16 protein-coding genes, 1 tRNA gene and 1 pseudogene are annotated in these 21,389 nt (G+C 76.2%); 3 read left to right on the top strand and 15 right to left on the bottom strand.

Annotated elements, in window-relative coordinates:
- Window positions 1-29: 29 nt before the first annotated feature.
- Window positions 30-521, top strand: coding sequence for an inorganic diphosphatase (locus Q1A09_RS14010; RefSeq protein ID WP_366139789.1), 492 nt, complete (start codon window positions 30-32; stop codon window positions 519-521).
- A gap of 139 nt (window positions 522-660) precedes the next feature.
- Here the strand turns inward: Q1A09_RS14010 and Q1A09_RS14005 are convergent.
- From Q1A09_RS14005 to Q1A09_RS13970, 8 genes are all read right to left on the bottom strand, one after another.
- Window positions 661-733 (bottom strand) — tRNA-Thr (locus Q1A09_RS14005).
- A gap of 58 nt (window positions 734-791) precedes the next feature.
- Window positions 792-1,994, bottom strand: coding sequence for a DNA polymerase III subunit delta' (locus Q1A09_RS14000; protein WP_299955919.1), 1,203 nt, complete (start codon window positions 1,992-1,994; stop codon window positions 792-794).
- 14 nt (window positions 1,995-2,008) lie between these two features.
- On the bottom strand, window positions 2,009-4,282 hold the full coding sequence (gene tmk / locus Q1A09_RS13995; RefSeq protein WP_299955917.1) for a dTMP kinase: 2,274 nt from the start codon (window positions 4,280-4,282) through the stop codon (window positions 2,009-2,011).
- A gap of 284 nt (window positions 4,283-4,566) precedes the next feature.
- A complete protein-coding gene (locus Q1A09_RS13990) occupies window positions 4,567-5,310 on the bottom strand; it encodes a class I SAM-dependent methyltransferase (protein WP_299955914.1) in 744 nt (247 codons plus the stop codon).
- A 23-nt stretch (window positions 5,311-5,333) separates the two neighbouring features.
- Window positions 5,334-8,231 (bottom strand): type I DNA topoisomerase, encoded by a 2,898-nt coding sequence (gene topA / locus Q1A09_RS13985; RefSeq protein WP_299955912.1) that lies wholly within the window; start codon window positions 8,229-8,231, stop codon window positions 5,334-5,336.
- 195 nt (window positions 8,232-8,426) lie between these two features.
- Window positions 8,427-9,956, bottom strand: a complete 1,530-nt coding sequence (locus tag Q1A09_RS13980) for an alpha/beta hydrolase (RefSeq protein ID WP_299955910.1) — start codon at window positions 9,954-9,956, stop codon at window positions 8,427-8,429.
- Window positions 9,953-10,276 (bottom strand): hypothetical protein, encoded by a 324-nt coding sequence (locus Q1A09_RS13975; protein WP_299955908.1) that lies wholly within the window; start codon window positions 10,274-10,276, stop codon window positions 9,953-9,955. The genes Q1A09_RS13980 and Q1A09_RS13975 overlap by 4 nt, the downstream gene beginning before the upstream one ends.
- 138 nt (window positions 10,277-10,414) lie before the next feature.
- Window positions 10,415-12,676, bottom strand: coding sequence for a sodium-translocating pyrophosphatase (locus tag Q1A09_RS13970; protein ID WP_299955907.1), 2,262 nt, complete (start codon window positions 12,674-12,676; stop codon window positions 10,415-10,417).
- 193 nt (window positions 12,677-12,869) lie between these two features.
- On the opposite strand from Q1A09_RS13970, the gene Q1A09_RS13965 reads away from it, so the two are divergent.
- Window positions 12,870-15,497, top strand: a complete 2,628-nt coding sequence (locus tag Q1A09_RS13965) for a DEAD/DEAH box helicase (protein WP_299955905.1) — start codon at window positions 12,870-12,872, stop codon at window positions 15,495-15,497.
- Window positions 15,498-15,527: 30 nt separating this feature from the next.
- Here Q1A09_RS13965 and Q1A09_RS13960 read toward each other — a convergent pair.
- The 7 genes and pseudogenes from Q1A09_RS13960 to ssd form a co-directional block, all read right to left on the bottom strand.
- A pseudogene (locus Q1A09_RS13960) lies at window positions 15,528-15,875 on the bottom strand (Rv3654c family TadE-like protein); the annotation flags it as partial.
- Window positions 15,872-16,258, bottom strand: a complete 387-nt coding sequence (locus Q1A09_RS13955; protein ID WP_299955903.1) for a TadE family type IV pilus minor pilin — start codon at window positions 16,256-16,258, stop codon at window positions 15,872-15,874. The pseudogene Q1A09_RS13960 and the gene Q1A09_RS13955, both read right to left, overlap by 4 nt.
- Window positions 16,259-16,264: 6 nt before the next feature.
- Window positions 16,265-16,504 carry a DUF4244 domain-containing protein gene (locus tag Q1A09_RS13950; protein WP_299955901.1) on the bottom strand — a complete coding sequence of 80 codons (240 nt, stop codon included), beginning with the start codon at window positions 16,502-16,504 and terminating at the stop codon, window positions 16,265-16,267.
- A gap of 132 nt (window positions 16,505-16,636) precedes the next feature.
- A complete protein-coding gene (locus Q1A09_RS13945) occupies window positions 16,637-17,365 on the bottom strand; it encodes a type II secretion system F family protein (RefSeq protein ID WP_299955900.1) in 729 nt (242 codons plus the stop codon).
- A gap of 7 nt (window positions 17,366-17,372) precedes the next feature.
- Window positions 17,373-18,158 carry a type II secretion system F family protein gene (locus Q1A09_RS13940; RefSeq protein ID WP_299955898.1) on the bottom strand — a complete coding sequence of 262 codons (786 nt, stop codon included), beginning with the start codon at window positions 18,156-18,158 and terminating at the stop codon, window positions 17,373-17,375.
- Window positions 18,155-19,309 (bottom strand): TadA family conjugal transfer-associated ATPase, encoded by a 1,155-nt coding sequence (locus tag Q1A09_RS13935; RefSeq protein ID WP_299955896.1) that lies wholly within the window; start codon window positions 19,307-19,309, stop codon window positions 18,155-18,157. The genes Q1A09_RS13940 and Q1A09_RS13935 overlap by 4 nt, the downstream gene beginning before the upstream one ends.
- Entirely contained in the window at window positions 19,306-20,400 is a 1,095-nt protein-coding gene (gene ssd / locus Q1A09_RS13930; RefSeq protein WP_299955894.1) for a septum site-determining protein Ssd, read from the bottom strand. Before ssd ends, Q1A09_RS13935 begins: the two co-directional genes overlap by 4 nt.
- Before the next feature lie 125 nt (window positions 20,401-20,525).
- On the opposite strand from ssd, the gene Q1A09_RS13925 reads away from it, so the two are divergent.
- The gene (locus Q1A09_RS13925; RefSeq protein WP_299955892.1) at window positions 20,526-21,389 is read left to right on the top strand and encodes an HAD family phosphatase; all 864 of its coding nucleotides are present in this window, start codon (window positions 20,526-20,528) and stop codon (window positions 21,387-21,389) included.

The following is a 21,389-nucleotide window of genomic DNA, read 5'->3' as shown; positions in this document are numbered from 1 at the left end:
GACGGCCAGTCGTAGGACACACTATCGGCGTGCAGTTCGACGTGACGGTAGAGATCCCCAAGGGCCAGCGGAACAAGTACGAGCTGGACCACGCCACCGGACGCATCCGCCTGGACCGGATGCTGTTCACCTCGACCCGGTATCCCGCGGACTACGGGTACATCGAGGAGACGCTCGGGATGGACGGTGACCCCTTGGACGCACTCGTCCTGCTGGAGGAGCCGACCTTCCCCGGGTGTCTCATCACCTGCCGGGCGATCGGGATGTTCCGGATGACCGACGAGAAGGGCGGGGACGACAAGGTCCTCACCGTTCCGGCCACCGACCCGCGGGTTGCGCACCTGCAGGACATCAACGACGTCTCGGAGTTCGACCGGCTGGAGATCCAGCACTTCTTCGAGACCTACAAGGACCTCGAGCCGGGCAAGTCGGTCGAGGGCGCCGAGTGGGTGGGCCGCGCCGAGGCCGAGGCCGAGATCGAGGCCTCCCGCCAGCGCGCCCTGGACACCCCGCTCCACTGACCCCGGCGACCCGCCGAACACGCACCGACCCAGACGGCGGCGCGCCCCTCCGGGGGCGTGCCGCCGTTCCGCATGTCCGGACCGGGACGCCGCGACCGCGGGGCAGTGCACCCGGGGTTGGCTGGGGAGGCTGGAGGAGAGCCGCCTGTCGGAATCGAACCGACGACCTTCTCATTACGAGTGAGATGCTCTACCGACTGAGCTAAGGCGGCGGACTGCGCGGGTGAGCTTACGGCACCGCCGCCGCGGCCCTGCGAGCCCCCCGGCGCGTCAGGAGGGCAGTCGCAGCGCCACGGTGAGCGCCTCCACCGCGATCTGCGGCTTCACGTTCTGCTCCAGCGCGGTGCGGGCGGCCAGCACGGCGTCGATCCGGCGCAGCGCGCCCTCCGCGCCGATCCGGCGGGCCAGCTCGACCGCGTCGGACCGGCGGTCGGGGTGCGCCAGCGGCACGGTGAGCTCCCCCGCCGCGCCGGCCGCCGCACTGACCACCAGCGCATCCCGGTACAGCGCCGCCAGGTCCACCAGCGCCCGGTCTAGGGAGTCGCGGCCCAGTCGGGTGGCCCGGGACTTCTGCCGCTTCTCCAGCTCCTTGAGCTGGCCGGCACCGCGGCTGGCGGCAGCGACGCCCGGGCCCCGCGCGCCGACACCGAGGCTGGCCTTCACCGCGTCGGTCTCGACGGCGTCGACCTCGGCCGACGTCTTGTCCGACTCGTCCTTGGCCGCGGCGACCAGGTCGTCCGCGGCGTTGAGGCAGGCGGCCAGCGAGACCAGAGAGAGCGGGATGTCCAGCACCGCCTTGCGGGACAGCCGGGCCGCCTCGTCCCGGGCCAGGTGCCGGGCCCGGCCGACGTGTCCCCCGGCGGCTGCGGCCGACCAGGCGGCCAGCGCCGGGTCGATGCCGTCCCGGCGCACCAGCACCTCGGCGACGGCCTCGATCCGCGGGGTGCGCAGCGGCACGACGCGGCAGCGGGACCGGATGGTCACCGGCACGTCGTCCGGGTGCAGCGACGGGGCGCAGAGCAGGAACACCGTGCGCGGCGGCGGCTCCTCCAGCATCTTGAGCACGGTGTTCGAGGCCTGCTCGGTCATCCGGTCGGCGTCCTCGACGACCACGATCTGCCAGCGCCCCTGCGACGGCGCCCGGCCGGCGGTACGGACGATCTGCCGCACCTCCGCGACCCCGATCGACAGGCCCTCGGGGACGACGCGGTGCACGTCGGCGTGGCTGCCGGCCAGCACGGTGCGGCACTCGTGACAGCTGCCGTCGCCGCCGGCCGGGCACTGCAGCGCCGCGGCGAAGGCCCGGGCGGCGACCGACCGGCCGGACCCGGGCGGCCCGGTGAACAGCCAGGCGTGGGTCATCGAGGCCGGCTGCGCGACCGCGGCCTGCAGCTCGGCGACAACGGCGGGCTGCCCGACGACGTCGGCCCACACCCCGGGCGCCGGGCCGACCTCGGGCACTGCGGTGGTCACCGCTCCACTCTCGCTCAAGGGTGCAACTGGGGGGTCGGGCCGGTCTGGACGGCGTGGTCGCCGCGCCGGCCGCGCGGCGCCGGGACGCCGGCCGGGAGCTGCTGCAGCGGCAGCCCGTCCAGCAGCACGCTCACCCGGGTGCGGATGGCCGCGGCGAGCTCGTCCGGCGAGCGGCGGGCGTCGAGCACCAGGTAGCGGTCGGGCTGGGCCTCGGCCAGGGCGAGGAAGGTGCGGCGGACCCGCTGGTGGAAGTCCAGCGACTCCGACTCCAGCCGGTCGGCAGCGGCCCGCCCGCGGGCCCGGGCCAGTCCGACCTCGGGGGGCAGGTCCAGGAGCAGGGTGAGGTCGGGCTGCAGGCCCTGGGTCGCCCAGCGGGAGATCGACCGGACGTCGTCCATCGGGATGGTGCGGCCGGCGCCCTGGTAGGCCAGCGAGCTGTCGACGAACCGGTCGGTGATGACGACCTCGCCGGTGTCCAGCGCGGGGCGCAGCACGTCGTGCACGTGCTGCGCGCGGTCGGCGGCGTACATCAGCGCCTCGGCTCGCGGGGAGAGCCCCGCGCTGGCCGGGTCGAGCAGCAGCCCGCGGATCTTGCCGCCCAGGGCCGTCCCGCCGGGTTCCCGGGTGGTGCGGGCGACCAGCCCCTCCTCGGTGAGCCACTCCTGCAGCCGCCGCACCTGGGTGGACTTGCCGGCGCCCTCGCCGCCCTCGAAGGCGATGAACACCCCGCCGCCGGCGAGCCGGCGTCGGGCGGTGGTGTCCCGGCGCAGCGCGGTCACCACGTCGGCGACGAGCGGCACGGGCCGGCCGTCGTCCATCTGGCGGTAGGCCAGCACGCCGACGCCGACGGCGAGCAGCCCGGCGATGCCGAGCATCAGTCGCTCCCCGGTGATCGTGAACGCCACCGGGCCCAGGTCGATCGTGTGCCGGGCGATCAGCCCGACCCCGAACGGCGCGACCGCCAGGGAGAGGATCAGCGCGGCCCGCACCAGCGACTGGACCAGCGCGAACGTGCGGCCGCGGAGCTCGTCGTCGACCTCGGTGCCCAGCAGGGTGAAGCCGGCCAGGTAGGCGATGCCGGCGAAGAAGCCCATCCCGATGACGAGGACCAGCGCCAGCCACAGGGTGAACGTCCAGACCAGCAGCAGCAGGGCGGCACCGGCCCCGACGATCGCCACCCCGAACAACCGCTCCCGGGACAGGTCGCGGGCCACGCTGGGCCCCAGTGCGATGCCGAGCCCCAGGCCGACGAAGACCGCACCGAACAGCAGCGCGTAGGCCGCCGCGCCGCCCCCCATGGACACCACGAACGCCTGCGCGGTGGCGATGACCACCCCGGCGGCGACGAACGCGCCGGTGATGCCGACGACCAGGCCGCGGACCAGCGGGGTGTGCCCGGCGAAGGAGAACCCCTCGCGCAGCGACTGCAGGAAGCTGTCGCCGGTGACCGCCGTCCGGGCGGCTCTCCGGCCGCTGATCGAGGGCAGGTTCCAGATCACCACAGCTGCGACCAAGAAGGTGACCGCGTTGAGGTAGAGGGCGAGGTCGGCCTCGTCGAGCCCGGGGATCATCTGGCCCAGCCCGTCGGCGGCGGTCAGCACGGCGAACACCGCCGCGGCCAGCACGGGCGTGAACCCGTAGGTGGTGACCAGCGACAGCTGGTTGGCCGGCTCGAGCTGGTCGCGGCGGATCATGTTCGGGACCGCGGCGTCCTTGGCCGGGATCCAGAACAGGCTGATCGCCTCGATGAGGAACTGGGCGACGAAGAGCCACCACAGCTCGCCGACCAGCGGGATCGAGGCGAACAGCACGAACCGCAGGAGGTCGGAGACGACCATCGTCTTGCGCCGGTCGAACCGGTCGGCGAACGCGCCGGCGACCGGCCCGAGCAGGATCGCCGGCAGCAGCCGGAACGCCAGCACACCGCCGAGGGCGAAGTTGGCCGCGTAGCCGTCGACCAGCGAGTACGCCGTGAAGGTGATCGCCAGCAGGCCGAGCCAGTCACCGAAGCTGGACAGCGCCGTGGACAGCCAGAGCTTGCGGAAGTCCCGGACCCGCAGCACCGCGCGGATCTTGGCGACCTGGCTCACCGCCCCCGCGCCGGGGTGCTCGTCCTCGTCAGCGCCGGACCGGTCCTCGCCAGCCCCGCCGTCCGGCGACTCCGACAGCGGCACACCGGCGCCGTCCGGCGTGGGTGAGCCGGCCGGCGGGAGCCCGTCCGCGGGCACCGACGCCGGCGCTCCGCCCGGGTCACCGTCGACGACGCCACCCGAACCGGCGCCGGGCACGGCACGGCTCGCCCCGTCCGCCGGGGCGGCGTCGGACGACCCGCCCGGAGTCGGGCGGTCCGTCGGGTCGGAGCTGATCGGGACCCCCAGGGTGTGGCTGCGCAGTCGGTGCTGCCGGTGCGTCCGGCCGCGTCTCGGCGGGGCCACCGTACCGGGGAGAGCCGACGGGAACGCCCGGTTCCGGAGCTCGGGGAGCCCGGGCCCGGCGCGTCGGGCCGATCAGCGGCTGCCCGCCCGTGCACTCGGTCCGGCGGACGGCGGCTCCCGGCCGGGGACGGGTGGGCTCAGCGCGGGGTGAGCCGGTACGCCCGGGTGGTGTACGGCAGCTCCAGCTCAGCACGCCCCCGGGTGTCGGGGTGGGTGGCCAGCAGCTGCTCGACCCGGCCGAGGAACTCCGCTCGCCGTGCCGGGGTCATCGTGGCGACGTAGCTGCGGGTGCCGATGCCGGCGACCACCTGGTCCGGGGTGACCAGCTGGGTGACCGCGGAGTCGAGGACCTCGACCTCGGCGGGCAGCTCGGCGGCGAACCGGACCACCACCGTCTGGTCGGCCTCGTGGTCCCGCGCCTCGTCGGCGAGCAGCTCACCCAGCGCACCGACCCACGGCACCCGCTCGTCCCGGGTGTTCCAGACCAGTCCGAGCACCCCGCCCGGGCGCAGCACCCGGCACAGCTCGGCGGCGGCCGGGACGACGTCGAACCAGTGCGCCGCCTGACCGGCGACCACCGCGTCGACGTTCCCGTCGGGCAGCGGGACCGCCTCGGCCCCGCCCACCGCCGCGGTGACCCCCGGCAGCCGGGCCCGCAACTGGTCGAGCATCTGCTCGGACAGGTCGACCGCGACCACCTGGTGCCCGGCGGCCAGCAGCCGCTCGGTGAGCAGCCCGGTGCCGGCGCCCAGGTCGAGCACCCGGCGTGGCGCCGTCCCGAGGAGGAACGGCACCACGTCGGCGGGGTAGCCCGGCCGCAGGGCGGCGTAGTCCGCCGCCACCGAGCCGAAGGAGGTGCGCCGCTGCTGCCAGCCGTCCACCACTGCCCTCGTCCCCCGACTGCTCAGCTGCCGGCCGGCACCGACTCGGCGACGTCGGCGGCGGTGGGCTGCGCGACCTTCGTCGCCGCTGCCTTCTTCGTCGCCGTCTTGGCCGCCGTGCTCTTGGCCGTCGTGGACTTGGCGGTCGCCTTCTTGGCGGCCGCCTTCTTCGCCGGGGCCTTCTTCGCCGCCGCCTTCTTGGTGGCCTTCTTCTTCACCGGTGCCCGCTCGCGGCGGTCGGCCAGCAGCTCCGCGGCCCGCTCGAGGGTGATCGTCTCGACCTCGTCGCCCTTGCGCAGGCTGGCGTTGTGCTCGCCGTCGGTGACGTAGGGGCCGAACCGGCCCTCGCGCACCGTCACCTGCCCCTGGCTGACCGGGTCCGCGCCCAGCTCCTTGAGCGGCGCCTTGGCCGCGGCCCGGCCCCGCTGCTTGGGCTGGGCGAAGACCGCCAGCGCCTCGTCGAGCGTGATCGTGAAGAGCGCGTCCTCGGTCTCCAGCGAGCGCGAGTCGGTGCCCTTCTTGATGTAGGGCCCGTAGCGGCCGTTCAGCGCCTGGATCTCCTCGCCGTCGGCGTCCTTGCCGATGGTGCGCGGCAGGGTCAGCAGCCGGAGCGCCTGCTCCAGGGTGACCGTCTCCGGCTCCATCGACTTGAACAGGCTCGCCGTGCGCGGCTGCTCCTTGCTGCCCTCGGGCACCAGCGTGGTGACGTAGGGCCCGTACCGGCCGGCCTTGACCGCCACCGGGAAGCCGGTCTCCGGGTCGGTGCCCAGCTCGCGATCGGAGGAGGGCGCGTTGAGCAGCTCGAGGACCTTCTCGCTGGTCAGCTCGTCGGGGGCGATGTCCTCCGGGATGCTCACCCGGGCGCCGTCCTCGCCGCCGGCCTGCAGGTAGGGCCCGTACCGGCCGACCCGGACGACGACCGGCTCGCCGGTGGGCGCCACTGCCCGCAGCGGGATGGAGTTGACGCCGCGGGCGTCGATCTCCTCCAGCCGCTGGCCGACGACGGACTTGAGCCCACCGGAGGCGCCGATGCCGCCGGCGTGCTGGCCCTCGCCGCCGAAGTAGAACTCGGTGAGCCAGTCGACCCGGCCGAGCTGCCCGGCGGCGATCTCGTCGAGCTCGCGCTCCAGGGAGGCGGTGAAGTCGTAGTCGACGAGCTGGCCGAAGTGCTGCTCCAGCAGGTTCACCACGGCGAAGGCGATGAAGGACGGCACCAGCGCCGAGCCCTTCTTCCACACGTATCCGCGGTCCTGGATGGTCTGCATGATCGACGCGTAGGTCGAGGGCCGGCCGATCTCCAGCTCCTGCAGCCGGGCGGTGAGGCTCGGCTCGGTGTAGCGGGCCGGCGGGCTGGTGGTGTGCCCCTTGGGGTCCAGCTCGCGGGTGTCCAGCCGCTGCCCCTGCTCGACCCGCGGCAGCCGGCGCTCGCTGTCGTCGGCCTCGTCGTCGTTGCCGGCGCCCTCGTCCTTGCCCTCGACGTAGGCCCGCAGGAACCCGGGGAAGGTGATGGTGCGCCCGGAGGCGGTGAACTCCACGGCCTCGCCGGTGCTGGAGCTGCCGGCCAGCCGGATGCTGAGGGTCTTGCCGACGGCGTTGGCCATCTGCGAGGCGATGGTGCGCTGCCAGATCAGCTCGTAGAGCCGGAACTCGTCGCGCGCCAGCTGGGAGGCCAGCTGACCGGGGGTGCGGAAGGAGTCACCGGCCGGGCGGATCGCCTCGTGCGCCTCCTGGGCACCCTTGGCCTTCTTGTCGTAGCGGCGCGGCTCGGCCGGGACGTAGGCGTCGCCGTAGAGCTCGGCGGCCTGGCGCCGCGCGGCGGTGATCGCCTCGTTCGACAGGTTCGTCGAGTCGGTCCGCATGTAGGTGATGTGGCCGTTCTCGTACAGCCGCTGGGCCACGCGCATCACCTGGGCCGAGGACCAGCCGAACTTGCGCCCGGCCTCCATCTGCAGGCTCGAGGTGATGAAGGGCGCGTAGGGCTTGCGGGTGTAGTCCCGCTCGTCGACCCGGCTGACGGTGACCGGCCGGCCCTCGAGCCGGGCGGCGAGGCCGCGAGCCCCGGCCTCGTCGAGGTGGACGACGTTGCTGGTGACCGTGCCGGTGTCGGCGTCGAAGTCCTTGCCGGTGGCGACCCGGCCGTCGTCCACGGTCACCAGGCGCGCCCGCAGGGTCGTCGGCTCGCCCGCGTCGGCGCCGGTCCGCTTCTCGGCGACCTCGAAGACGCCGTCCAGGCTCCAGTAGTCCGCGGCGGTGAAGCGCATCCGGGCGCGCTCCCGCTCGACCACGATCCGGGTGGCGACCGACTGCACGCGGCCGGCCGACAGCTTCGGCAGCACCTTCTTCCACAGCACGGGGCTGACCTCGTAGCCGTAGAGCCGGTCGAGGATGCGGCGGGTCTCCTGGGCGTCCACCAGTGCGGTGTCCAGCTCACGAGGGTTGGCCACGGCGCGGGCGATCGCCTCGCGGGTGATCTCGTGGAAGACCATCCGGCGGACCGGCACGGTGGGCTTGAGCGCGTCGATCAGGTGCCAGGCGATGGCCTCGCCCTCGCGGTCCTCATCGGTGGCGAGGTAGATCTCGCTGGCTTCCTTCACCAGCTGCTTGAGCCGGGTGACCTGCTGCTTGCGGTCGGGGCTGACCACGTACAGCGGGGCGAAACCGTTGTCCACGTCGACGCCGAGCCGGGCCCACGACTCGCCCTTGTGCGCGGCGGGCACGTCGGCGGCGTTGCGCGGCAGGTCACGGATGTGCCCGACGCTGGCCTCCACGACGTAGTCGCTGCCGAGGTAGCCCGCGATCTTGTTCGCCTTGGTCGGCGACTCCACGATGACCAGCGGCTTGCCTCCGGCCGCAGCGGCCCGCTTGCGCGGCGCGCGGCTCCCGGTGCTGGTGGCTGACTTCGTGGTCTTGGTGGGCGGCACGGTGCTCCTGTCGGGGTGCTGGTGCAGGCGCCGGGTGGACCCGGACGCACACGGGGCAGTGTGAGCTGCACCCGTTCGGCGAGGCCACGGTAGGCCACCGCGCGGCGGGAAGGCCGGGCGGCGGACCAGCACGGGCGCGCCGTCCTGACTCCAACGGATGAGGACTGCGCCGGTTCCCGGCGGCGTCGGTGCAGGTCATCGCGGTGCCCGGGTGCCTGCGACGACCTCGCCCAGCGCCGCCAGGGTGGGCCGGTCGGCGTCGTAGTAGTCGCCGTGCCCCTGGGTGAGCTCGGTCGGCAGCGGGGCGTCGCCGAAGAAGAGGCCGGCGGGGCCGGCTCCGTAGAACCCACTCGTGGAGATCGGGTCCGCCACCGACCACGCGCCGTGGACCTCCGGCGCCTCCAGCCGGTCGGCCCGCCCCACGCTGGTGCCCGGGCTGCCGAGCAGCACGACGGCGTCGGCGGCCAGGCGCCCAGGAGCGCGGGCAGCCTGCCCGGTGACGACCGTCCCGTAGCTGTGCCCGAGGACGGTCACCCGGGGCCGGGCCGGCGCGCCCGGGGCCGAGCGCGCCGCGGCGAGCCCGTCGAGCGCCCGGTCGAGCGCCGGACCGCCGGTGCGTGCGGCCCGGAGCTCGACCGCCTCCCGGCCGATCGGGGTGCGGTACCCGAGCCACGCCACGGTGGCGACGGCCAGCCCGGGCGCGGCGGCCACCGCGGCCGCGGCGACGTCGGCGGCATCGGCGACCAGCCCGCCCAGGTCGCTGATGGGCGTGGTGTTGATCCCGGGGACCAGCACGCCCACGGCGTCGGCGGTGTCCAGGTCACCCCGGCTGATCGCCACCAGGCCCTCCGCCGGGTCGAACTGCAGCAACTGAGCCACCTGCCCGCCGTCGGTCATCTCCTCCAGCGCGGACTCCACGGCCAGGGCCATGTCGTGCCGGCCCGAGCCGGACGGCAGGTGGCGCAGCGCCGCGGCCAGCTCGAGGCGGTTGGCCCGGTCGCGGGCCCACGCCGGCAGCCCGTCCAGCGCGCCGACCGCGCCCGGCCAGGTGTCGATCGCCTGCAGCTGCTGCCCGGCGCTCAGCCCGGCCCACCAGCCCGCGACCTGCCGCGGGTCTCCATCGGAGGGCATGACCAGGGGCGGCGTGGGCAGGCGGACCGCCAGGGCGGTGACGTCGACCGGACCGGCACCCACCACCCCCAGCCCGGCCAGCGGTCCCGCCGCCGCGGCCGCGTGCGCTGCGGCGCGCGCGCCGGCGGCCAGCGCGTCGGCCGCGGTCGCCTCGGCCACCGCGGCGGCGGCGCGGGCGGCGGTGACGTCGGCGACCTGGTCGGCGGCCATGACCGGCACCGGCGCGGCGGGCACCCCGATCGCCGTCCCTTGCTCGTCCAGCCGCAGTCCCGCGGAGCCGGCGACGGCCTGCGCGGTCGCGGCCCGTTCCTGTGCCTCGGTGGCCGCGGCGACCAGTCCGTCCAGCTCGGCTGCCGAGGCAGCGAGCGCTCCGGACACCCCTGACGCCACGGTGGAGAGCTCGACGAGCGCGGCCGCGGCCACCGTTCCGGCCGGCCCGGACCAGCACTCGGCGGCACCGAGCTCCCGGCCCAGCGCATCGAGCCGGTACCGCCAGGGCAGCAGCCGCTCGGCCACCACGCCCAGCGTGCCGACGCACCCGCGCAGTTGGGGGACGTCCCAGCCGGTCAGCTCGGTGAGCGTCGTGCCGGTCATCGCGGCACCGCTACGGAACCGACCCGGCCCGGCCCGAGCTGTCCGGCGATGCCCGCGTCGGCGCGGCGGTAGGACTCCAGCGCGGCGTCCAGGGTCACGGCCACCGCGAGGGTGCGGGCGGCCAGCACATCGACCACCTCGGCCCAGCCGGCACCGGCCGTCGCCGCGGCGTCGCCGACCGGCCCGGCCAGCGCGGTGCCCAGCGAGCGGCCCGTCGCCGTGGCCAGCTGCCCCTCCTCCCCCAGCTCGACGCCCAGCGCGGTGAGCTCGGCCAGCAGCGCGCCCAGCGCGTCGAGTTGGACGGAGATCAGGTGGGACACGGAGGCCTCCCGGCGCGACGGCGGCCCCGGGGAGGGACCGATGCGGCGACGCTAGGAAGGCCCGCGCCCGGCCCGGGCCCCGTCGTCCACACCGGGCGGTGGTGTCCACAACCGGGCACCACCGCCGCGCCGGAGGCGTCAGGGGGCGCTCGTGGTCAGTGCCCCGGTGGTGGCGTCGCTCTCCCCGCCGACCACGGTCGAGCGGCGCTTGCTCACCACCACCGCGGCCACGATCACCAGCGTCGCGGCCACCGCGATGCCGACCCGGACCGGCGTGTTGGCGTCCGCCCCGACGGAGAGGGAGACGACCGCCGGGGCGATCAGCAGCGCCACCAGGTTCATCACCTTGATCAGCGGGTTGATCGCCGGCCCCGCGGTGTCCTTGAACGGGTCGCCCACGGTGTCGCCGATGACGGTGGCTGCGTGCGCCTCGCTGCCCTTCCCGCCGTACGCGCCGTCCTCCACCATCTTCTTGGCGTTGTCCCAGGCGCCGCCCGAGTTGGACAGGAAGACCGCCATCAGGGTGCCGGTGGCGATCGCCCCGACCAGGTAGGCGGCCAGCGGCCCGAAGCCCAGACCGAAGCCGACGGCGACCGGCGCCAGCACCGCCAGCAGCCCCGGGGTGGCCAGCTCGCGCAGCGAGTCCTTGGTGCAGATGTCGACGACGGCGCCGTAGTCGGGCCGCTCGGTGCGGTCCATGATCCCGGGGTGCTCGCGGAACTGCTTGCGCACCTCGAAGACCACCCGGCCGGCGGCGCGGGAGACCGCGTTGATCGCCAGGCCGGAGAAGAAGAAGACGACGGCGGCGCCGATCACCGCGCCCACCACGTTGTTCGGTGACACCAGGGTGAAGGCGTCGCCCAGGACGGAGCCGGCGTCGTCCAGGGCCAGCAGGATGCTGGCGTTGTAGGAGCCGAACAGCGCGGTGGCCGCCAGCACCGCGGTGGCGATGGCGATGCCCTTGGTGATCGCCTTCGTGGTGTTGCCGACGGCGTCCAGGTCGGTGAGCACCTGGGCGCCCTCGTCGTCGATCTCCCCGGACATCTCCGCGATGCCCTGGGCGTTGTCGCTGACCGGGCCGAAGGTGTCCATCGCGACGATGACCCCGGCGGTGGTGAGCAGCCCGCACCCGGCCAGCGCGACGGCGTACAGCGCGGCGGCCCCGCCGACCAGGAAGGCGCCGTAGACCGCCCCACCGATCAGCAGCGCGGCGTAGACGGCCGACTCCAGGCCCAGCGAGACGCCGGACAGGATCACCGTCGCGGGGCCGGTCAGCGAGCTGCGGCCGACGTCCTTGACCGGCCGGCGAGCGGTCTCGGTGAAGTAGCCGGTGAGCTGCTGGATGGCCGCGGCCAGCACGATGCCGATGAGCACGGAGACGAAGCCGAGCACCTGCGGGCTGACCGAGACGTCCAGGCCGTCGGAGATGGTGGGCAGGACGGTGAACGACGCGGCCGCGACCAGGACGAGGGAGACCGCCGCGGAGGCGAAGAAGCCGCGGTTGATCGGGGACATCCAGTTGCGGTCGTGCGCGCCGGGGTTGCTGGCCAGGATGCCGACCACCGAGGCGATCACCCCGATGGCGGCGACGACCAGCGGGAAGACCATGCCCACGGAACCGAAGAAGACCTGGCCGAGGATGAGCGCGGCGACCAGCGTCACCGCGTAGGACTCGAACAGGTCAGCGGCCATGCCGGCGCAGTCACCGACGTTGTCGCCCACGTTGTCCGCGATGGTCGCGGCGTTGCGCGGGTCGTCCTCGGGGATGCCCGCCTCGACCTTGCCGACCAGGTCCGCGCCGACGTCGGCGGCCTTGGTGAAGATGCCGCCGCCGACCCGCATGAACATCGCCAGCAGCGCGCCCCCGAAGCCGAAGCCCTCCAGCACGACCGGCGAGGTCTCCTGGAACAGCAGCACCGCCAGGGTCGCCCCGAACAGGCCCAGGCCGACGGTGATCATCCCGACCACGCCGCCGGTGCGGAAGGCGATCCGGAACGCCGGGCGGTGCCCACCGGCCGCGGCGGCCGCGGCGACCCGGACGTTGCCGCGGGTGGCCAGCGTCATCCCGATGAAGCCGACGCTGGCGGAGAACGCGGCGCCCACCAGGAAGAAGGCGGCCCGGCCCAGCCGGGTGCCCAGGCCGCCGTCGGAGACCGGCAGCGCGAGCAGCAGCACGAACACGATCACCGCGAAGACGGCGAGGGTGCGGAACTGCCGCTGCAGGTAGGCGACGGCACCTTCCTGGACCGCCCTCGCTATCTCCTGCATGGAGGCGGTGCCCTGGTCGGCCGCGAGCACGGCACGGACCAGCCAGGCGGCGAAGCCCAGGGCGGCGAGGGAGATGAGGAGCGCGATCGCCACGAGGGCGAGGTCTCCTCCGGACAGGTCGGTGTCGGGCATGTGTTCCTCCGCGGCGAGGTGGGCGCACACCGGCCCGGCGGCCCCCGGTTCTCGCTCGGGGAGGGCCCGGCGTGGCACGCACTGTGCCGCAGCCGACCGCGCACCGCCAGACCCGATGTGATCCATTTCATACGGAGGGTCATCCGGGCCACCCTCGCGGCGGCTGGTTGCGCGGCGGTGTGACAGTGGGGTGGTGACGTCCCTGCGCTCCGTGCGGCTCCCCGCCGAGGGGCCCTCGACCTCCGGACCCGAGCCCGAGGACGGCGGGCCGGCGACCGCGCTGCCGGGCACCGAGCTGCTCGCCGCGTTGCTGGCCGACACGGAGGACGACGACGACCCGGTGACCCACGTGCACCGCCTGCCGGTCCGGGAGAGCCGCACCGCGCCGTGGCCGGGGTGGGTCGCTGCTCCGCTGCGCGAGCGGTTGGCCGAGCGGGGCGTGCTGGCGCCGTTCAGCCACCAGGTGGCCGCCGCCGAGCTGGCCCACGCCGGCGAGCACGTCGTCGTCGCCACCGGTACCGCGTCGGGCAAGTCGCTGGCCTACCAGCTGCCGGCGCTCACCGCGCTGGCCGAGGACCCCCGGGCCTGCGTGCTCTACCTGGCCCCGACGAAGGCGCTGGCCCGTGACCAGCTGGCCTCGGTGGCCGCGCTGGCCGACCCCTCGGTGCGGCCGGCCGCCTACGACGGGGACACCCCGGGCGAGGAGCGGGAGTGGGTGCGGCGGCACTCGCGGTGGATCGTCACCAACCCGGACATGCTGCACCGCGGGATCCTGCCGGCCCACCAGAAGTGGTCCAGCACGCTGCGCCGGGTCGCCTACGTGGTGGTCGACGAGTGCCACGCCTACCGCGGGGTGTTCGGCTCGCACGTCGGCCACGTGCTGCGCCGGCTCCGCCGCATCTGCCGCCGCTACGGCGCCGAGCCGGTCTTCGTGCTGGCCTCGGCCACCGTCGCCGACCCCGCCGCGGCGGCCAGCCGGCTGGTCGGCGCCCCGGTGGCGGCGGTGACCGAGGACGGCTCCCCCCGGCCGGGCGCGACCTTCGCCCTGTGGGAGCCGCCGCTGACGGAGAAGACCGGCGAGCACGGGGCGCCGCTGCGGCGCTCGGCCGCCGCGGACGCCGCCGGGCTGCTCGCCGACCTGGTCGAGCAGGGGGCCCGCACGCTGGCCTTCGTCCGGTCCCGCCGGTCGGCGGAGTCGGTGGCCGAGCAGGCCCGCGCACTGCTGCGCTCGCGGGGCCGCGGCGACCTGGTGCGCAAGGTCGAGTCCTACCGGGGCGGCTACCTGCCCGAGGAGCGCCGGGAGCTGGAGCGAGCGCTGTCGACCGGCGACCTGCTGGGCGTGGCCACCACCAACGCCCTGGAGCTGGGCATCGACATCGCCGGGCTGGACGCCGTGGTGCTCGCCGGCTACCCCGGCACGCTGGCCTCGATGTGGCAGCAGGCCGGCCGCGCCGGCCGGGCACAGCGTGAGTCGCTGGTGGTCTTCGTGGCCCGCGACGACCCGCTGGACCACTACCTGGCCCACCACCCGCAGGCGGTGTTCGGCCGGCCGGTCGAGGCGACCGTCACCGACCCCGCCAACCCCTACGTGCTCGGCCCCCAGCTGTGCTGCGCGGCGGCCGAGCTGCCGCTGCGCGCCGACGAGCTCGCCGACTTCGGCGGCGAGGTGGCCGAGGCGCAGGTGGCCGAACTGGTCGCCGAGGGGCTGCTGCGCGCCCGCCCGACCGGCTGGTACTGGGCCGGGCGGGGCCGGCCGGACGTCGACATCCGGGGCAGCGGCGAGGCCCCGGTCTCGATCATCGAGGGCGCGACCGGGCGGCTGCTGGGCACCGTCGACGGCGACGCCTCGCACGCCACCGTGCACACCGGCGCGCTCTACGTGCACCGCGGCGAGAGCTACGTCGTGGACGAGTTCGACGTCGAGGACTCCTGCGCCGTGGTGCACCCGGAGAGCCCGGAGTGGACGACGGTCGCCCGGGACCTGGTCGACCTGTCCATCGTCTCGATCGACCGCACCCGGACGCTGGGCGCCGTCACCGCGCACACCGGTGTCGTCGACGTGACCAACCAGGTGGTCGCCTACCAGCGGCGCCGGCTGGGCACCGGCGAGGTGCTCGCGGAGTTCCCACTGGACCTCCCCGCCCGGCAGCTGCGCACCCGCGCGGTCTGGCTGACGCTGGACGAGCGGGCCGTGGCCCGCGCCGATGTCGACGACGCCGCCCTGCCCGGCTCGCTGCACGCCGCCGAGCACGCCTCGATCGGCATCCTGCCGCTGCTGGCCACCTGCGATCGCTGGGACCTCGGCGGGATCTCCACCGCACTGCACCCGGACACCGGCGCGGCGACGATCGTCGTCTACGACGGACACCCGGGCGGGGCCGGCTTCGCCGAGCGCGGCTACGCGGTGCTGCGGGACTGGCTGCAGGCGACCCGGGCGACCGTGGCCAGCTGCGAGTGCGAGTCCGGCTGCCCGTCGTGCGTGCAGTCGCCCAAGTGCGGCAACGGCAACGACCCGCTGGACAAGGCCGGTGCGGTGCGGGTGCTCGACGTCGTCCTGGACGAACTGTCCTCGGCCCCGGAGCTGACCGCCGAGGAGGCAGAGGTGACGCGGCGGCCGACGCCTGCGCTGTTCGGCACCAGCGCGCCTGCCGCGTCCGCGATCACCGGCACCAGCGCGGTGTCCGGGTCGGGGCCCAGCGGCACCAGCGCGGCGGCCGGGCGCGGGACCAGCGTGCCGGCCGGGCCCGGGCCCGCCGGACCGGCCGAGGCCGAGCCGGGGGCCGCGCTCCGGGAGGCCGACCCCGACGACCTCGTCTTCTGACCCGGTCTCCGGCGGCGCCGGGCCGGCCCGGGCGCGGGCGCGGGCGTCCAGCACCCCCAGGGGGCCGAGCCGCACCGGCACGTGCACCCGCACCTCGACCACCGCGCCGGCGGTGAGCCGGCAGGAGTCGAGGGTGGCCGCGTTCGCCGCGGCGACCTCGCCGGCGACCGCGCACGCCGCCGGGTCGCCCTGCACCGCGCTGCCGGCCGCCGCCAACGCGGACAGGTCGGCCGCGGTGGTCGCCCGGTGCCGGGCCACCACGGCGGCACCGACCAGCACGGTCGCCGCGCCGACCAGGGCCAGCACGGCGGCCAGGGCCACCGTCCACACGGTGGCCGAGCCGCGCTCACCGTCGTCCGGCGGCCGGGACCCGGTCACGGTGGGCTGCCCGCGGCCGGCTCCCGCACCCCGGTGGCCGACGCGGTCACCTCGACCCGCCAGGGCAGCGGGCCCAGCGGGGAGACCGTCGCGGAGACGGTGACCCGCACCGACTCCCCGTCCCCGGCGACATCGGTCCGGGCACCGTCCGGCGCCGCCTGGGCGGCCAGCGCCACCACCCGGCCGTGCTCGTCGCCGCGGGCCGCCGCCCGGGCCCCCTCCCGGGCGGCGTCCACGCAGCGCAGTTGGGCGCCGACCACCACGACCGCGGCCACCGCGCCGGCCAGCACCATCAGCAGCACCGGCAGCACGACCGCCGTCTCGGCGGTGACCATCCCGGCCTCGCCGTGCCGCCGGGCCGTCCGGTGTCGAGGTGTCGACACGTCGACTCAGGACAGCGTGGCGAGCGCCGACTGCACCAGGTCGCCCAGCGCCGACACCACCGAGCCGCCGGTGACCACCTTGTAGAGCACCGCGGCGAACGCGCAGGCCGCGACGGTGCCCACGGCGTACTCCGCAGTGCTCATCCCCTCCTCCTCGACGACCCGGACCCGCAGCCAGCGCCGCACCCGCCTCGGCGTCGGCACCTCCTCCTGGATGTCCATCTCCACGTCCTCCTGGGTGTCCATCTCCGCGTCCCCTCTCCGCGGGCCGCTCGCCGGCCCGTCGGGATCGAGCCTGTGGTCGACCGGGCCGGGTTCCCAGGGCTGCCGGCGGGGTGTGGACGGCCGCCGCGGATGTGGACGCCGGGCAGCGCGACGTCAGAAGACGTCCGCGGCGATCCCGAGGACGAGCGGGACGACGCCCAGGCACAGGAACGCCGGCAGGAAGCAGAGCCCCAGCGGAGCCAGCACCCACACCCCCGCCCGGCGGACGGCGGCCTCGACCCGGCTGTGCTGACTGCTGCGCAGGTCGCCGGCCAGCCGCTGCAGGGCCGGGGCGACGGCCGACCCCGACTCCCCCGCCCGCACCACCACCCGCGCCAGCGCGTCGACCGGCGGCGGCGCCCCGGCCCAGGCCCGTCGCGGAGCGGCGCCGAGGCGGTACAGCCCGCCGACGGCGACCAGCCGCTCGCCCAGCGGCCCGGCCACCGAGCCGCCGACCGCGGCCACCGCGGCGCCCACCGGGGTGCCGGCGGTCAGGCAGACGGCGAGCAGGTCGCAGGCCACCGGCAGGTCGCGGGCCAGCCGCTCCTCGTCGTCCGGGGACGCCCCGGCCCGGCGCAGCAGCCGCTCGGCCAGCACCGTCGCGCCGACCGCCAGCACTGCGGCCGGGAGCCCGCCGCCGAGCAGGAGGAGGGCTCCCGCTCCGGCCGCCGCGGCCATCGACCAGCGCCGCGCCGTCCCGGGCGGCCGGTCCGGCGCCCGGGTCCGGGCGGCAGCGGGCTGTGGCCGAGGCGCGACCGCCGCCAGCCGGTCCCGCCGGACGTCGGCGGCCGGCGCCCACAGCAGCAGCGCCCCGGCGAGCGCCGCCACCGCGACCGCGGTCACCGCCGGCTCACTGCCGCACCGCGCGCCGGACCAGGCGGGCCGACCAGGCCGTGCCGACCAGCTCCAGGCCGACCCCGGCGACCAGCAGTGCCGTGCCGGGCGCCGTGGTGGTGAGCACCCGCCACGGGTCGGCGCCGATCCCGCTGCCCATCAGCAGGCCCAGCACGGGCAGCCCGGCGAGCACGGCTGCGCTGGCCCGCGGGCCGGCCACCGCCGACCGCAGCTCCTCCTCGGCCCGCAGCCGGGCCCGCAGGTCGTCCTCCACGGCGGTGAGCACCCCGGCCAGCGAGCAGCCGGTGTGCGCGCTCAGCCGCACGGCCGCCGCGATCCGGACCAGCGCCGCGGCACACCCACCGTCCGCCGGACCTGATGGGGGCTCGCCCAGCCGCAACACCGGTCCGAGCGCCGCCGCGGTGACCGGGTCGGGGCAGCCGTCGACGGCCGCACCGGTCGCCTCGGTCAGGGAGCGGCCGGCGCGCACCTCCGCGGTCAGCACGCCCAGCGCCTCCACCAGCGCGCGGGTCCGCCGCTGCTCGGCCGCCGCCCGCTGTCGCGACTGCAGCGCACGGCCGGCGCACCCCGCGCAGACCGCCGCCAGGACGGCCACCACCGGGGTGGAGGCCAGCGCCCCGACAACGGCCGCCGCCCCCGCCAGGAGGACCACCCCGCCCCGGCCGGCCAGGCCGGGGAACGGCACACGGCCGGCGGTGCGCCGGGGCGTGAGCCGGCCGGGCCGGGCGCCGGACGGCCAGGCCAGCAGCGCCGCCGCGAGGCAGAGCAGCGCCGGCCTCACCCGGGTACCTGCACGCCGAGCAGGTCGGCCAGCTCCGAGCGGGCCGGACAGTCGCCGCCGTCCGCCCGCCAGCCTGCCGCCACCTCGATCAGCTCGCCCCGCCGCCGGACGACGCCCAGCTCGGCCACGTGCCGCCCGGCCGGCCCCCGCCGCAGGTGCACCACCAGGGACAGCGCGGCCGCGGCCTGGCTGTGCACCGCCGCCCGCCCGAGACCCGCCGCACCGCCGAGCGCCTCCAGCCGGGCGGGCAGGTCGGCGGCCCGGTTGACGTGCACGGTGCCGCAGCCGCCGTCGTGCCCGGTGTTCAGCGCGGCGAGCAGGTCGACCACCTCCGCACCCCGGACCTCGCCCACCACCAGCCGGTCGGGCCGCATCCGCAGCGCCTGCCGGACCAGGTCGCGCAGCGTCACCGCCCCGGCGGCCTCGACGTTGGGCGGCCGGGTGAGCAGCCGGACGACGTGCGGGTGCTGCGGGGTGAGCTCCGGGGCGTCCTCGCAGAGCACCACCCGGTCGATCGGGTCGGCCAGGCCCAGTAGCGCGGAGAGCACGGTGGTCTTCCCGGTGCCCGTGCCGCCGGTCACCAGGAACGCCAGCCGGGCCGTCACCGCGGCCGCCAGCAGGTCGGCGGAGGCCCCCGGGAAGGCGCCGCGCGCGGCGAGGTCGGCGTAGGACAGCACCGCCCGGCGCAGCACCCGCAGCGACAGGCAGGTGCCCGACCCGGACACCGGGGGCAGCACGGCGTGCAGCCGGGTGCCGTCGGGCAGGCCGGCGTCCACCCACGGCGATGCGTCGTCCAGCCGCCGGCCCGCCGACGCCGCCAGCCGCACCGCCAGCCGGCGGACGGCGCCCTCGTCGACGAACCGGACGTCGACCGGCTCCAGACCGCTCCCCCGGTCGATCCACACCGAGTCCGGGCCGTTGACCAGCACGTCGGTGACCCCGGGGGTGCGCAGCAGCGGCTCGAGCGCCCCGGCCCCGGACAGCTCGTCGGTGGCGGCCCGGACGGCGTCGAGCACCCCGCGGTCGCCGAGCAGGCCGCCGGACTCCTCCCGGACCAGCGCCGCGACCGCGGCCGGGCTGGGCGGTCCGGAGACCGCGGCGAGCCGCGCCCGCACCCGCTCGACCAGCGGGGACGCCGCCTCCGCGCTCACGCCGTCCGCCCGGGCAGCTGGGCCAGCAGCAGCCGGCCGAGCACGCCGAACGGCGCGCGGCCGGCGATGGACGGCGGTTCGCCCCGCTCGCTGCGGGCCACCGCCGACCGGTCGGCGGCCAGCTCGGCGAAGACCGGCCGCCCGACGGCGTCGGCCACCTGGGCGCGGGTCAGCCCGCCGGGCACCGGCCGGGTCACCACCAGGGCCGACGACCAGGGGCGCGGTTCGCCGTCCGGGCCGCGGACCAGCGGGCGGGCGGCCACCGCCGCCCGCAGCCGGGCTGGGACCACCAGCACGGCCAGGTCCGCCTCGGCCAGCAGTTCCGCGGCGCCGTCCCCGTGGACGGGCAGGTCGACCACCACCCCGCAGCCACTGTCCCGGGCGCCGGCGGCCACCGCGAGCAGCGCGTCGGGGACCACCGGCTGCGGCTGCTCGCGGGAGGCGGCGAGCACGGCGACCCCGGCGGCCTCCGGGAGCGCGGCGGCCAGCGCCGGGCCGGCGACCCGCCCGCTCACCCCGGCCAGCTCGGGCCAGCGCAGCCCGGGCGCGCTCTCCGCGCCCAGCAGCAGGTCCAGGCCGGCGCCCCAGCCGTCCCCGTCGACGAGCAGCACGTCGTCCCCGGCGCGGGTGCGGGCGGTCAGGGCCAGGGCGGTGGCCAGGGTGCTGGCCCCGGCGCCGCCGCAGGCCCCGCCGACCACGGCCAACCAGCCCGGTCGCACCGGTGCCCGCACGGCCGCCGCGACCCGCTCGACCAGCCAGGTCTCGTCCCGCGGCAGCACCACGACCCGTTCGGCGCCCAGCTCGACCGCCGCCGGCCAGACCTCGGGCCCCGGCTCGCCCGCGGCGACCACCAGCAGCCCGGGCCGCCGCGGCAGGGCCCGCACCGCGGCGCTGCCGAGCACCTCGGTGCCGAGCAGGACCAGTGGCGCATCGCGGTGCGCGCGGCGCAGCGGGCTCCCGCCGCTGGTCAGCTCCCCGGTGCTGCCGGCGGCGGCCAGCAGCCGGAGCAGGTCGTCGAGCAGCACCGGGTCGGTGCTGACGACGAGCGGGCGGGCAGGGGCGGGGCCGGCGGCGCGGCTGACGGTGGACACCGCACCAGCGCAGACCACGGGCCGGCGGCGGAACAGCCCCGCAGCGGATCTGTGGACCACCCATCGGGGTGTGGATTCCGCTGCACCCGGCGGCCCGATCTGCCGATCCCCTTACCGTGGAGGACATGACCCGCGCTGCGGCGTTCTTCGACCTGGACAAGACGGTCATCGCGAAGTCCAGCACCCTGGCCTTCGGACGACCGTTCTTCCAGGGTGGGCTGATCAACCGACGGGCCGTCCTCAAGGGCGCCTACGCGCAGTTCGTCTTCTCCCTCGCCGGCGCCGACGCCGTCCAGATGGAACGGATGCGCCGCCAGATCACCGCGATGACCACCGGCTGGGACGTCGCCGTGGTGCACGACATCGTCCGGGAGACGCTGCACGAGATCGTCGACCCGCTGATCTACGACGAGGCCGCCGACGTGATCGAGGCGCACCGGGCCGCCGGCCGGGCGGTGGTGATCGTCTCCAGCAGCGGCGCGGAGATGGTGGAGCCGATCGGCGAGATGCTCGGGGTGGACCGGGTGGTCGCCACCCGGATGGTCACCCGCGACGGCAGGTACACCGGCGAGATCGAGTTCTACGCCTACGGCGAGAACAAGGCCGCCGCGATGCGCGACCTGGCCGCCGAGCAGGGCTGGGACCTGACCGACTGCTTCGCCTACAGCGACTCGGTCACCGACCTGCCGATGCTCGAGGCGGTGGGGCACCCCACGGCGGTCAACCCCGACCGTGGGCTGCGCCGCGCCGCCGCCGAGCGGGGCTGGCCGGTGCTGGAGTTCACCCGCCCGGTGACGCTGCGCTCCCGCTCGGCCGCGGCACGCACCCCGGTGGTCACCGGCACCGCGATGGGCGTGGGCGCCGCCGTCGCCGGGATCGCCTGGTACGCCCGCCGGCGCGCGCTCCGGGTGCTCCCGTCGGCCGCCCCGGTCGCGGGCCCGGCCCTCTCGCTGCCCTCGCCCGGTCGCCGGCGTCGTCCCGGCGCCTGA

Origin of the sequence: uncultured Modestobacter sp. (genome assembly GCF_947486615.1) — a bacterium.
GTDB lineage: Bacteria > Actinomycetota > Actinomycetes > Mycobacteriales > Geodermatophilaceae > Modestobacter.
This window is presented reverse-complemented; position numbering and strand designations above follow the sequence as displayed.

Coding starts and splice junctions, on each gene's coding strand:
- Q1A09_RS13980 (WP_299955910.1), bottom strand. CDS start 9,956: ATGACCGGCACGACGCTCACCGAGCTGACCGGCTGGGACGTCCCCCAA.
- Q1A09_RS13970 (WP_299955907.1), bottom strand. CDS start 12,676: ATGCCCGACACCGACCTGTCCGGAGGAGACCTCGCCCTCGTGGCGATC.
- Q1A09_RS13950 (WP_299955901.1), bottom strand. CDS start 16,504: ATGGACACCCAGGAGGACGTGGAGATGGACATCCAGGAGGAGGTGCCG.
- Q1A09_RS13925 (WP_299955892.1), top strand. CDS start 20,526: ATGACCCGCGCTGCGGCGTTCTTCGACCTGGACAAGACGGTCATCGCG.